Genomic DNA, 12302 nt, shown 5'->3' on the forward strand with positions numbered 1-12302 from the left:
CGGGGGCTCCCCGCCTGGGGCTCACCACCCGTGGGACGTGAGGTAGGACTCGATCCGGTCGCCGTCCCATGCGCCGTCGGCGACCACGATCCGGTAGCGGTAGGAGAAGCCGTCTCCGGGCGGCAGTTCGAACTCCTCGTAGAAGGCCCACGAGACGGCGACGGTGGGAGTGGGTTCCGAGCGGACGAACCAGTGGGACTCGTGGATCGCGCCGCTGTTCTCCGGCGCGTGGGCGAAGACCAGCGTGCTGTGCGCGTCGACCGCGTCGTGCTCCCCGGTGAAGGCCAGCCACGGGGCCTGAACCCCCATCATGTCGGCGGCTCCCGCCTCCCCGTCGCCCCCGCGCCCGTCGGGACCGAGAACATCGCCGCCGGTGAAGTCGCGCGGCCCGCGCCAGTGCAGCCCGGTGTAGCCGGCCCGCTCCCGGCCGGCCGTGGCCGGGGACCCGAACCACAGAGGCTCCGAACGGACGTTGGTCAGGTGGATCGACCAGTCCAGCGCCCAGGCACCCTCCTCCGGCTCGACGGAGTGGACGGCGACGGTGCGCCGCTCCCGCGCCCACTCCCGGCCACCGTTCTCGACCCACGACAGCCGTTCGGTGAAGGCGAGCCTGTCGTCGGACGGCTCGAACGCGTCGAAGCCGTCGTGCCGCATCCGGCCGATCCGGCCGGGCAGCGGCAGATAACCCTCGCCGTGGACATAGGAGTTGCCGCCCCAGAAGTTCTGGCCTGACAGATGGCTCGCGGTCATCTGCAGTCCTTTGTGCCAGCGGTGGTCGTGGGGACGGTAGCCCGAGACCGGGCGGCCGGACAGCGTGCGCAGCGGGTGGACATACGGCTTGCGGGACTCGAACGCCTCCGGATCCGGCCGGTACACGTACGTCATGAGCTCGACGCCGCCGGCCGCGACCGTGATCTGCTCGCCGTGCGTGTGCCTGACGGTGATCGGTGCGCTCATCGGCCCTCGTCCTCCGTGGTGGTCGCCGTGCGCGGGGCCCAGTCGGGGTGGTCTCCGTGCAGGGCGGCGTAGTACGCGTCGCCGGGCGTGATCTCGCCCGCCCGCACCGGCAGTCCGGTGAACGCCGCCTTGTAGAGGGCGGAGACGAACTCCAGCGTCCGGCGGGCGTCGTGGAGCCCGCCGGGCGGGCGGGTCGCCGAGCGCATCGCCTTCAGGAGGCCCCCGAGCTGGGCGGCGTGCGAGCTGGGGACATCGGCGGCGGGTGTCCGCCAGACGTTTGTCCGGGGCGTGTCGGCGGCGACGTGCGGGGCCGGGGTGTAGACCCAGTCGTCGTTGGTGTGCCCGTAGAGGTGGGTGAGTTCGACGGTCGCGTCCGAGCAGTCGATGCGGATGCGGCTGACCTCGTGGGGCGAGAGCACGCTGTTGACGACGGTGCCCACCGCCCCGTTGGCGAAGCGCACCAGCGCGGTGGACACGTCCTCGCTCTCCACGTCGTGCACCAGACGGCCGGCCATCGCCCGTATCTCGGCCCAGTCGCCGAGCAGGTGCAGCAGAAGATCCATCTGGTGGATGCCGTGCCCCATGGAGGGGCCACCGCCCTCGGTGGACCAGCGGCCACGCCAGGGGACGGCGTAGTAGGCGGTGTCGCGGTACCAGGTCGTCTGGCAGTGCGCGACCAGCGGGGTGCCCAGTGCGCCCGAGGCCAGCAGGTCGCGGGCATGGACGGCCCCCGAGCCGTAGCGGTGCTGGGAGATCACGGCCGCGTACGGGCCGCCGTGGCCCCCTGCGCCCTCCGCCTCCGCTTCGACGATGGCGTCGTACTCGGCGAGCGACAGGCACAGCGGCTTCTCGCACAGCACCCAGGCACCCGCGCGCAGGGCGGCCACCGTCTGTTCGAGGTGGAAGGCCGGCGGCGATCCGATCAGTACCAGGTCGGGGCGCTCGGCGGCCAGCATCTCGTCGAGCCGCAGGTAGCCCGCGACGTTCCCGCCGGCGACCCTGCGGAAGCCGTCGAGCCGTTCGTCGTCCACGTCGACGGCGGCAACGAGCTCGACGTCGCGGGCATGAGCGGCGAGAGCGGGCAGGTGGCTGCCGCGGGCGATGGCTCCGGTGCCGACGACGGCGGCCCGGATGCGCGCGGTGGCTGAGGACATGTCGGTTCGCTCCTCGGAGAGGGGGACAACGCACGTGCCGTACAGGGTTCTTGTTCGTGCGGTGAGGCGTTCGGCCCCCTAGGGGCCGTCCGGAGCGGGCCGGCCGGTCGCGCACGCATCGCTCTCCTCCCGCACGACAGCCGCGGCACGGTCCCACGCGGAGCGGTCGGCCGATGGCGCGTACCGGCGCAGCGGCTGCGTCCGGCGCAGCAGCGCCCTCAGCTCGGGAAGACCGCCGCGCACGGCGCCCGCCGCCCGCGCCTGGACGAGGAGGTTCCCGAAGGCCGCGGCCTCCGCCGGACCCGCGACGACGGGCATCCCGCAGGCGTCGGCGGTCAGTCGGCACAGCAGCTCGTTGTGCGCCCCGCCGCCGACGACGTGCACCACGTCCACCGCACGGCCGGACAGCCGCCGCGCGTCCTCGACCGCCAGCCGGTGGGCGAGGGCGAGGGAGTCCAGCACGCACCGCGTGGTCTCGGCCGGGGTGCGCGGTACGGCCCGGCCGGCGCGACGGCACGCGTCCGCGATCCGCTGCGGCATGTTGCCAGGCGCCAGGAACTCCCGGTCCCCGGCGTCGATGTACGACCGCAGCGGCGGCACGTCGGCGGCCTCCTGGAGCAGCGGTGCCAGATCCTGCCCGCGGCCCTCGGCCGCCCAACTGCGCAGGCACTCCTGGAGCATCCACAGGCCCATGATGTTCCGCAGGTACCGAACGGTGCCGTCGACCCCCAGCTCGTTGGTGAAGTTGGCCCGGCGGCTCTCCTCGGTGAGCACCGGTGCGTCCAGCTCGACTCCGGCGAGCGACCAGGTACCGGTGGCGATGTACGCGAAGCGGTCCCCGTCCGCCGGGACTCCGGCCACCGCCGACGCGGTGTCGTGCGAGCCGACGGCCGTCACCGGCACGGGGCCGGTGAGGCCGGTGTCGGCCAGCACACCCGGGAGCAGATGCCCGGCGGGGGAGCCGGGGCGGCGCAGCGGCGGGAACAGGCTCAGATCGATGCCGAGCGCCGCGGCGACGGGCCGGGACCAGTCGCGGGTGCGCGGGTCGATCAGCTGGGTGGTGGAGGCGTTGGTCAGCTCGGTGCCCATGTCGCCGGTCAGCCAGTACGCGATGAGGTCGGGGATCAGGAGCAGGCGGTGGGCGACGACGAGTGCGGGCGTTCCCTGAGCCGCCGTCAGCTGGTAGACGGTGTTGAAGGGAAGGTGCTGCAGGCCGGTCGCCGCGTACAGCTCCGACGGGGGCAGAGCTTCCGCCACCTTCTCCGCAGTGCCGTCGGTGCGGGCGTCGCGGTAGTGCACGGGGTTGCCGAGGAGCGCGCCGGAGGCGTCGAGCAGCCCGTAGTCGACGGCCCACGTGTCGATGCCGACACTCGTCAGGCGACCGCCGGTGACGCGGCCCGCCGCGCGCAGGCCGTCGAGCACGCCCCGGTAGAGGGACAGGATGTCCCAGTGCAGGGTGCCGCCGACGCGCACCGGGAGGTTCGGGAAGCGGTGCACCTCCTCCAGCCGCAGGGCGCCCGACCCGCCGGGACGTACGGACACGTGCCCGACCATGACGCGCCCGCTGGACGCGCCGAGGTCGACGGCGGCGAAGGGGAGGGAGTCGGTGGATGACACAGCAACCTCGGGAATCGGCGGAGTTCGGTGAGCGGCACCGGTCCCGGGCTGTGCCGCTCACCGTTGGGCCGGGCAGCGACAGGACCGTGACGGTACGTCAGCGCAGGAACGCGGCGGCGACACCGGCGTCGACGGGCACGTGCAGTCCTGTGGTGCGCGAGAGTTCGCCGCCGGTGAGGGCGAAGACCGCGCTCGCCACGTGCTCCGGCAGCACCTCGCGCTTCAACAGCGTCCGCTGGGCGTAGAACTCGCCGAGCCTCTCCTCGGGCACGCCGTACACCGCGGCCCGCTGGGCGCCCCACCCGCCGGCGAAGATGCCGGAGCCGCGGACGACGCCGTCGGGGTTGATGCCGTTGACCCGGATGCCGTGCCCGCCGAGCTCCGCGGCCAGCAGGCGCACCTGGTGCGCCTGGTCGGCCTTGGTGGCGCCGTACGCGATGTTGTCGGGACCGGCGAACACGCCGTTCTTGGATGCGATGTAGACGATGTCGCCGCCGAGTCCCTGCTCGATCATGACGCGGGCCGCCTCGCGGGAGACGAGGAACGAGCCGCGCGCCATGATGTCGTGCTGCAGGTCCCAGTCCTCGGCGGTGGTCTCGAGCAGGGGCTTGGAGAGGGAGATGCCCGCGTTGTTCACCACGAGGTCCACACCGCCGAAGGCGAGGGCCGCGGCCCGGAACGCCTCGGCGATCTGCTCCTCGGACGTCACGTCGACGGTGACCGCGATCGCCCGGTCGGGGCCGCCGAGTTCCTCGGCGACCGCCGTCGCACTGTCGGCATTGAGGTCCGCGACGACCACGCAGGCGCCCTCGGCGGCCAGCCGGTGGGCGATGGCCCTGCCGATGCCGGAGCCCGCGCCGGTGACCAGCGCGATCCGGGTGGCCAGCGGCTTCGGCTCCGGCATGCGCCGCAGCTTGGCCTCCTCCAGCTCCCAGTACTCGATGCGGAACTTCTCCGACTCCTCGATGGGGGTGTAGGACGAGACGGCCTCGGCGCCGCGCATGACATTGACGGCGTTGACGTAGAACTCGCCCGCGACCCGGGCGGTCTGCTTGTCCTTGCCGAACGAGAACATGCCCACACCGGGCACGAGGACGATCGCCGGGTCGGCGCCGCGCATCGCGGGGGAGTCGGGCGTCGCGTGGCGCCGGTAGTAGGCGGCGTACTCGGCCCGGTACTGCTGGTGGAGTTCCTTCAGCCGGGCGACCGCCTGCTCGTGCGGGGCGCCGGCGGGCAGGTCGAGGACCAACGGGCGCACCTTCGTCCGCAGGAAGTGGTCCGGACAGGACGTGCCGAGCCGGGCCAGGCGCGGGTGCTCGGCCCGGGAGAGGAAGTCCAGGACCACGTCGGAGTCGGTGAAGTGGCCGACCTGAGGCCGGTCGGTGGAGGCCAGGGCGCGGACGGCCGGGGCCAGCGCGGCGGCCCTCGCGCGGCGCTCGTCCTCCGGCAGCGGGGCGTACCCCGGCAGTACGGGACCGAACGGCTCCGTCCTGCCGCGCCGGGCGAGGAACTCCTCGGCGGTGCGGATGATGTGCAGCGAGTTGCGCTCGCACTCGTCGCCGGTGGCGCCCCAGGCGGTGATGCCGTGACCGCCGAGGATGCAGCCGACTGCCCGCGGGTGGGCCTTCCGGACGGCGGCGATGTCCAGGCCGAGCTGGAATCCGGGGCGGCGCCAGGGCACCCAGACCACCTGGTCGCCGAAGCACTCCTCGGTGAGTGCCTCTCCGTCGGCGGCACAGGCGAGCGCGATGCCGGAGTCGGGGTGGAGGTGGTCGACATGGGCGGCGTCCACGAGGCCGTGCATGGCGGTGTCGATGGACGGAGCCGCCCCGCCCTTGCCGTGCAGGCAGTAGTCGAACGCGGCGACCATCTCGTCCTCGCGCTCCACCCCGGGGTACACCCCGGTCAGCGCGCGCAGCCGGTCGAGGCGCAGCGCGGCCAGGCCGTCGGCCGTGAGCGTGCCGAGGTCGCCGCCGGAACCCTTGACCCACATCAGCTCGACCTTCCCGCCGGTCACGGGGTCGATGGCCGTGCCTTTGGCGGAGGTGTTGCCGCCGGCGTAGTTGGTGTTGCGCGGGTCGGACCCGAGCCGGTGCGAGCGCCGCAGCAGCTCCGCTGCCTCGGCATGGACGTCGGGGTTCATCGTGTCTTCCCTCGTGCCTCGTGGTGGGTGGCGAATGCGTCGTGGTGGTGGCGGCGGGCCGGCGCCGCGCGCCGTTCGCTGCGGGCGCGGGCGCGGGCGCGGGCGCGGGCGGGGGCGGGGGGGCGAGTGCGGGCGTGGCCCGGGTGCGGGTGTGCGGGTGTGCGGGTGTGCGGGTGTGTGGGTGCGCGCGCGGGCGTGCGTGGGCGCGGCTCGCCGTCGTGGGTCGGGTGGGCGCGTCGGTGGGCGACCGAGTGCTGCCGCGCTCGTCCGCCCTGCCGCCCCCGAGGCGGCGGCTACGCGCCCCAGCCGGCCTGTTCGCCACCGACCCGTTCGGCGACGATGCGCTCGGCCCAGCCCGACCGGCGGTAGGCGGCCACCGGATCCGGGTCCAGGCCCATCTCCTCGCGCACCTCGGCGAGCAGCGGCCGTACGTCGGTGTTGTACGCGTCCATCAGGACGGCGTTCGCGCCGAGGACATCACCGCTGCCCTGCGCCTCCGCCAGTGCCGCCGAGTCCACCAGCAGCGCCTTGGCCGTGGCCTCCTGGACGTTGAGCACCGAGCGGATGACGGCGGGGATCTTGGGCTCGATGTTGTGGCACTGGTCGAGCATGAAGGCGACGTCGGGGGAGTAGCCGCCGCCCCGCACCACCTCGTGCATGATCCGGAAGAGCTGGAAGGGGTCGGCGGCGCCGGCCATCAGGTCGTCGTCGGCGTAGAAGCGGGAGTTGAAGTCGAAGCCGCCGAGCTTCCCCTCGCGCAGCAGGAACGCCACGATGAACTCGATGTTGGTGCCCGGTGCGTGGTGTCCGGTGTCCACCACCACCTGCGCCTTCGGCCCGAGCCGCTGGCAGTGCGCGTACGCCGTGCCCCAGTCGGGGACATCGGTTGCGTAGAAGGCGGGCTCGAAGAGCTTGTACTCCAGCAGCATCCGCTGACCGTCGCCCAGCCGCTCGTAGACCTCGCCCAGCGCGGCGGCGAGGCGGTCCTGCCGGGCCGCGATGTCGTCCTGGCCCGGGTAGTTGGTGCCGTCCGAGAACCACAGCTTGAGGTCGCGCGAGCCGGTGGCGTCCATGATGTCGACGCACTCCAGCAGGTGGTCCGTCGCCTTGCGGCGGACGGCGGGGTCGGGGTGGGTGACCGAGCCCAGCCTGTAGTCGTCGTCCTGGAAGACGTTGGCGTTGACGGCGCCGAGCTTCACGCCGCGGTCCTCGGCGTACTTGGCGAGCGCGGCGTAGTCGTCCACCCGGTCCCAGGGGATGTGCAGCGCGACGGTCGGCGCGACGCCCGTGTGGGCGTGGACGCGGGCGGCGTCGTCGAGCTTCTCCTGCGCAGTGCGCGGAACACCGGGCTGTGCGAACACCTTGAAGCGGGTGCCGGAGTTGCCGTACGCCCAGGACGGCGTCTCGATGGCCTGCGTCTTCAGGGCCGCCTTCACGGCGGGTACGGCGGTCATGGATAGCACTCCCATGCGTCCCGAAGCTATGAATCGTTTCATCGAGGAAGCTAAGGGCGAGTCAGGCGCCTGTCAAGGCCGGATACAGGAACCCTCGCGGCTGGGCAACCGCTTGGGGCGGGGTGGCAAATTCCGGCCGCAGAACCATTGACTCCGTTGCCGGGCCGCCTCTACGTTCCGTGAAACGTAATTGAAACCTTTCACAGCGTGTGGTGCCGAATCCCGCTCGCCGCCGCTGAGGAGCCCCTCATGAATCAGTCCGAAACGGGCGACGCCGCGCCCGTCCTCGCCCTGCGGGACGTGCACAAGTCCTTCGGGGCCGTGCGGGCCCTCCAGGACGTCTCCCTGGAGCTGTACGCCGGTGAGGCGCATGCTCTGGCCGGCGAGAACGGCGCGGGCAAGTCCACGGTCATCAAGACGCTCGCCGGCGTCCACCGCCCCGACTCCGGGCAGGTCCTGCTCGACGGCGTTCCCGTGGTGTTCCACGGTCCGGCCGATGCCCGGGATGCCGGCATCGCGGTCATCTACCAGGAGCCGACGCTCTTCCCCGACCTCTCCGTCGCCGAGAACATCTTCATGGGCCGTCAGCCCCGCGGCTCGTTCGGGCGGATCGACCGCAAGGCCGTCCACGACACCACCGCGTCCCTCATGCGCCGGCTGGGCGTCGACCTCGACCCGGCCCGGCTGGCCCGCGGCCTGTCGATCGCCGACCAGCAGATCGTCGAGATCGCCAAGGCACTGTCGTTCGACGCCCGTGTCCTGATCATGGACGAGCCCACCGCGGCCCTCACCGGCAGCGAGACCGCGCGCCTCTTCGGCGTCGTGGAGAACCTGCGGGCCGACGGCGCGGCCGTCCTGTTCATCTCGCACCGCCTGGAGGAGATCTTCGAGCTGTGCCGGCGGGTCACCACCCTGCGCGACGGCCGGTGGATCTCCTCCGAACCGCTGGACGGACTCACCGAGGACGACCTCGTGCGCCGCATGGTCGGCCGCGACCTCGACGACCTCTACCCCAAGCAGGCCACGACGGTGGGGGAGACCGCCCTGTCGGTGCGGCGCCTGACGCGCGAGGGCGTCTTCCGCGACATCTCCTTCGACGTGCGCCGCGGCGAGATCGTGGCCCTCGCCGGACTCGTGGGCGCCGGGCGCTCCGAGGTCGCCCGGGCCGTCTTCGGCGTCGACCGCGCGGACGCCGGCGAGGTACGGGTGAACGGCACGGCGCTGCGGCCGGGTTCGCCCACCGCCGCCATGGACGCCGGGCTCGCGCTCGTCCCCGAGGACCGCCGCCAGCAGGGACTGGTGATGGACCTGTCCATCGAGCGCAACATCGGCCTGACCGGTCTCGGCGCGCTCGGCAGCGCGGGCCTGGTGCGCCGGGCCCTGGAGCGCGGGCGGGCGGCCGACTGGGCCGTGCGGCTGCAACTGAAGTACAACCGCCTCTCCGACACGGTCGGCGTGCTCTCCGGCGGCAACCAGCAGAAGGTCGTCCTCGCCAAGTGGCTCGCCACCGAGCCGGCCGTCCTTGTCGTCGACGAGCCCACCCGCGGCATCGACGTCGGGACCAAGGCGGAGGTCCACCGCCTGCTGTCCTCTCTCGCCGCCGAAGGACTCGCGGTGCTGATGATCTCCTCCGACCTGCCCGAAGTGCTCGGCATGGCGGATCGCGTCCTGGTGATGCACGAAGGCCGGCTGGTCGCCGAGATCCCGCGGGACCGTGCCACCGAGGAGTCGGTCATGGCGGCGGCCACCGGCCGCAACGGAAAGGAGAGGGCCGCATGACCACGACGCTCCCGCGGCCGCCCGCCGCCCCGCCCGCAGACGCCCGCTCGGCGCGCTCGCTCGTCGACGCGGTCTTCCGCGCCCGCGAGATCAGCATTGCCGGCGCACTCGTGCTGCTCCTCGTCGGAACGTGGATCACCAACCCGCGCTTCCTGTCCGACCAGGGCGTGAAGGACCTGCTGCTCAACGCCTCGATCCTGGTCCTGCTCGCCGTCGGCCAGACCGTCGTGGTGATCACCCGCAACATCGACCTGTCCGTCGGCTCGGTCGTCGGCCTCTCCGCCTTCGCCTGCGGCACCTTCGTCGCCGGTACGGACCACGGGCCGCTCACCGTCCTGCTGCTCGGCACCGCCATCGGCGTGCTGTGCGGACTCGTCAACGGGGCGCTCGTCAGCTTCGGCAAGGTCCCCGCCCTGGTGGTCACCCTCGGAACGCTCTACATCATCCAGGGCATCGACTACTGGTGGGCGCAAGGCCGGCAGATCAGCGCCAACGAGGTCCCCGACGCCGTGCTCAGGCTCGGCAGCGGAAGCGTCCTCGGCATCCCCTATCTGCCGCTGCTCGGCGTGGCCGTGCTCGCCGTGACGGCGTACTACCTGCGCAGCTACCGCAGCGGGCGCGAGCTGTACGCCATCGGCTCCAGCCCCCAGGCAGCCCGGCTCGCCGGTGTGCCGATCCGCCGCCGCGTGTTCGGCGCGTACCTCTTCTCCGGCGCGGTCGCCGGGTTCGCCGGAGCCCTGTGGCTCGCCCGCTTCGGGACCGTCGTCGCCGACAACGCGCGCGGCTGGGAGCTGACGGTCGTCAGCGCCGTCGTGGTCGGTGGCGTCGCCGTCGTGGGCGGTGTCGGGAGCGTCTGGGGCGCGGCGCTCGGCGCCCTGCTGCTGACCACCATCGGCAGCGTCCTTGTCGTACTCAAGGTCGACGCCTTCTGGCAGGGAGCCATCACCGGCGCCCTCCTGCTGGCGGCCATCAGCGTCGACCGCATCGTGAACCTGCGCGTGACCCGTGCACTGACGAAGAGGAGCGCCCGCCATGGCAACGGCGCCTGACACCGCGGCACGGACGCCGCGGCCCGCCCCGCCCTCCCGCGCACGGCTCGTCAGGAGCGCGGGCCTGCGCTGGGACACCGCGATCGCCGTCCTGCTGGTCGCCGTGTTCGTCACCGGCCTCGGCACCACCGAGGGCTTCGCCAGCAGCGGCAACCTCGCCTTCGCGCTCAACGACGTCGTCGAGGTCGCCCTCATCGCCCTGCCCATGACCCTGCTGGTGGTGGCCGGGCAGGTGGACCTCTCGGTCGCTTCCATGCTGGGCCTGGGCAGCGCGCTGACGGGAGCGCTGTGGGAGGCCGGCTGGGCCTTCGAGCTGATCGCGCCGGTGGTCCTGGTCGTCGGCGTCGCGGGCGGGCTGCTCAACGGATGGCTCGTGACCCGGGTCGGGCTGCCCTCGCTCGCCGTCACCATCGGCACCCTGGCCCTCTACCGGGGGCTCGCCTCGGTCGTGCTCGGCAGCGACGCGGTCACCGACTTCCCCCAGGCGTACGCGAGTTGGGCCACCGACACGACGACCGTCCCCGGCACGTTCCTGACCTACCCCGTGGTCCTGTTCGCCGTGCTGGCCGTCGTCGCCGGCGTGGTGCTGCACGCCACCGGACTCGGCAGGTCGCTGTACGCCATCGGCGCCCAGGAGGAGGCCGCGTACTTCGCCGGCATCCGCGTGAAGCGCATCAAGCTCCTGCTGTTCGTCGCCACCGGCCTCTTCTCCGCCTTCGCCGGGATCGTGTTCACCCTCCGCTACGGCAGCGCCCGCGCCGACAACGGCTTCGGCTTCGAGATGCTCGTCATCGCCTCCGTCCTCCTCGGCGGTGTCGACTTCGACGGCGGCAAGGGCACCCTCTTCGGCGCCGTCGCCGGGGTGCTGCTGATCGGCCTCCTGAAGAACCTGCTCACCCTCGGCGACGTGGCCAACGAGGTCCAGGTGATCGTCACCGGACTTCTGCTCGTCGCCTCCGTCCTGACCCCCCGCGTCGTCGCCACCCTGGTGGAACGGCAGCACCGGCGCGCAGCCGCCGCCCCCCGGTCCTCCTGAAAGGTCAACCGCCCATGTTCCCGCACACCCCCGCCCGGCGCCGCGCCGCCGCGACCGCCGCCGCCTGTGCCCTGGCCGTCGCCCTGGCCGGCTGCTCCGGCACCACGAAGGACTCCGTCGAGAAGAGCTCCGGGGGCGCCCAGGGCTCCAACGCGAAGGCCGACCCCGACGCCCCGCTGAAGAAGAACCTGAAGGTCGCCTTCCTGCCCAAGCAGATCAACAACCCGTACGAGAAGATCGTCGACGAGGCGGGCATCGAGGCCGCGAAGGAGTACGGGGGGACCGGCAAGGAGGTCGGCCCCTCCGACGCCAGCGCCTCCTCCCAGGTCTCCTACATCAACACCCTCATCCAGCAGCGGCAGGACGCCATCCTCATCGCCGCCAACGACCCCAACGCGGTGTGCGGCCCGCTCAAGCAGGCCATGAAGCGGGACATCAAAGTCGTCGCCTACGACTCCGACACCGCGAAGGACTGCCGCCAACTGTTCATCAACCAGGCGTCCTCGGAGGAGATCGGCCGCAGCCTGGTACGGAACCTCGGCAAGCAGATCGGCTACCGGGGCGAGATCGCCATCCTCTCGGCCACGCAGAACGCCACGAACCAGAACGCGTGGATCGCGTTCATGAAGGACGAGCTGAACAAGCCCCAGTACAAGGACATGAAGCTGGTCAAGGTCGCCTACGGCGACGACGCCGACCAGAAGTCCTTCCAGCAGACCCAGGGCCTGCTCCAGGCCTACCCCGACCTCAAGGGCATCATCTCGCCCACCACCGTCGGCATCGCCGCGGCCGCCCGCTACCTCAGCGATTCCTCGTACCGGGGCAAGGTCGTCCTCAACGGCCTCGGCACACCCAACCAGATGCGCAAGTACGTCAAGGACGGCACGGTCGAGCAGTTCTCCCTGTGGGACCCGAAGAAGCTCGGCTACCTCGGCTCGTACGCCGCGGCCGCCCTCGCCTCCGGGCAGATCACCGGCGCCGAGGGGGAGAAGTTCACGGCCGGGAAGCTCGGTGAGTACACGATCGGCAAGGACGGGGAGGTCATCCTCGGTCCGCCGACGGTCTTCAGCAAGGACAACATCGACGACTTCGACTTCTGAGGCCGGGCGATCA

9 protein-coding genes are annotated in these 12302 nt (G+C 72.1%); 4 read left to right on the plus strand and 5 right to left on the minus strand.

Going from position 1 to position 12302, the window contains the following annotated elements:
- Positions 1–21: 21 nt before the first annotated feature.
- From ACF08N_RS04570 to rhaI, 5 genes are all read right to left on the minus strand, one after another.
- Positions 22–957 (minus strand): PmoA family protein, encoded by a 936-nt coding sequence (locus ACF08N_RS04570; protein WP_392323107.1) that lies wholly within the window; start codon positions 955–957, stop codon positions 22–24.
- On the minus strand, positions 954–2111 hold the full coding sequence (locus ACF08N_RS04575) for a Gfo/Idh/MocA family protein (protein WP_392323108.1): 1158 nt from the start codon (positions 2109–2111) through the stop codon (positions 954–956). The genes ACF08N_RS04570 and ACF08N_RS04575 overlap by 4 nt, the downstream gene beginning before the upstream one ends.
- A gap of 78 nt (positions 2112–2189) precedes the next feature.
- Positions 2190–3665 (minus strand): rhamnulokinase family protein, encoded by a 1476-nt coding sequence (locus ACF08N_RS04580; RefSeq protein ID WP_392323423.1) that lies wholly within the window; start codon positions 3663–3665, stop codon positions 2190–2192.
- Positions 3666–3825: 160 nt separating this feature from the next.
- The gene (locus ACF08N_RS04585) at positions 3826–5871 is read right to left on the minus strand and encodes a bifunctional aldolase/short-chain dehydrogenase (RefSeq protein ID WP_392323109.1); all 2046 of its coding nucleotides are present in this window, start codon (positions 5869–5871) and stop codon (positions 3826–3828) included.
- 293 nt (positions 5872–6164) lie between these two features.
- Positions 6165–7325: an L-rhamnose isomerase gene (gene rhaI / locus ACF08N_RS04590; RefSeq protein ID WP_392323110.1), complete on the minus strand. Its 1161-nt coding sequence runs from the start codon at positions 7323–7325 to the stop codon at positions 6165–6167.
- A 249-nt stretch (positions 7326–7574) separates the two neighbouring features.
- On the opposite strand from rhaI, the gene ACF08N_RS04595 reads away from it, so the two are divergent.
- From ACF08N_RS04595 to rhaS, 4 genes are read left to right on the plus strand one after another with little or no spacing between them, the layout of a single operon-like run.
- Positions 7575–9104, plus strand: coding sequence for a sugar ABC transporter ATP-binding protein (locus tag ACF08N_RS04595; RefSeq protein ID WP_392323111.1), 1530 nt, complete (start codon positions 7575–7577; stop codon positions 9102–9104).
- A complete protein-coding gene (locus tag ACF08N_RS04600) occupies positions 9101–10153 on the plus strand; it encodes an ABC transporter permease (protein WP_392323112.1) in 1053 nt (350 codons plus the stop codon). The genes ACF08N_RS04595 and ACF08N_RS04600 overlap by 4 nt, the downstream gene beginning before the upstream one ends.
- Complete coding sequence (locus ACF08N_RS04605; protein WP_392323113.1) at positions 10137–11189, plus strand: ABC transporter permease; 1053 nt, start codon at positions 10137–10139, stop codon at positions 11187–11189. Before ACF08N_RS04600 ends, ACF08N_RS04605 begins: the two co-directional genes overlap by 17 nt.
- A 14-nt stretch (positions 11190–11203) precedes the next feature.
- Positions 11204–12289 carry a rhamnose ABC transporter substrate-binding protein gene (gene rhaS, locus ACF08N_RS04610; RefSeq protein WP_392323114.1) on the plus strand — a complete coding sequence of 362 codons (1086 nt, stop codon included), beginning with the start codon at positions 11204–11206 and terminating at the stop codon, positions 12287–12289.
- Positions 12290–12302 lie beyond the last annotated feature (13 nt).

The organism is Streptomyces sp. NPDC015127, from assembly GCF_043080095.1.
Taxonomy (GTDB): Bacteria; Actinomycetota; Actinomycetes; order Streptomycetales; family Streptomycetaceae; genus Streptomyces.

Bases quoted from the DNA above. Each gene is read 5' to 3' on its own strand.
- ACF08N_RS04570 (WP_392323107.1), bottom strand. From the start codon at position 957: ATGAGCGCACCGATCACCGTCAGGCACACGCACGGCGAGCAGATCACG.
- ACF08N_RS04575 (WP_392323108.1), bottom strand. From the start codon at position 2,111: ATGTCCTCAGCCACCGCGCGCATCCGGGCCGCCGTCGTCGGCACCGGA.
- ACF08N_RS04580 (WP_392323423.1), bottom strand. From the start codon at position 3,665: ATGGTCGGGCACGTGTCCGTACGTCCCGGCGGGTCGGGCGCCCTGCGG.
- ACF08N_RS04585 (WP_392323109.1), bottom strand. From the start codon at position 5,871: ATGAACCCCGACGTCCATGCCGAGGCAGCGGAGCTGCTGCGGCGCTCG.
- rhaI (WP_392323110.1), bottom strand. From the start codon at position 7,325: ATGACCGCCGTACCCGCCGTGAAGGCGGCCCTGAAGACGCAGGCCATC.
- ACF08N_RS04595 (WP_392323111.1), top strand. From the start codon at position 7,575: ATGAATCAGTCCGAAACGGGCGACGCCGCGCCCGTCCTCGCCCTGCGG.
- ACF08N_RS04600 (WP_392323112.1), top strand. From the start codon at position 9,101: ATGACCACGACGCTCCCGCGGCCGCCCGCCGCCCCGCCCGCAGACGCC.
- ACF08N_RS04605 (WP_392323113.1), top strand. From the start codon at position 10,137: ATGGCAACGGCGCCTGACACCGCGGCACGGACGCCGCGGCCCGCCCCG.
- rhaS (WP_392323114.1), top strand. From the start codon at position 11,204: ATGTTCCCGCACACCCCCGCCCGGCGCCGCGCCGCCGCGACCGCCGCC.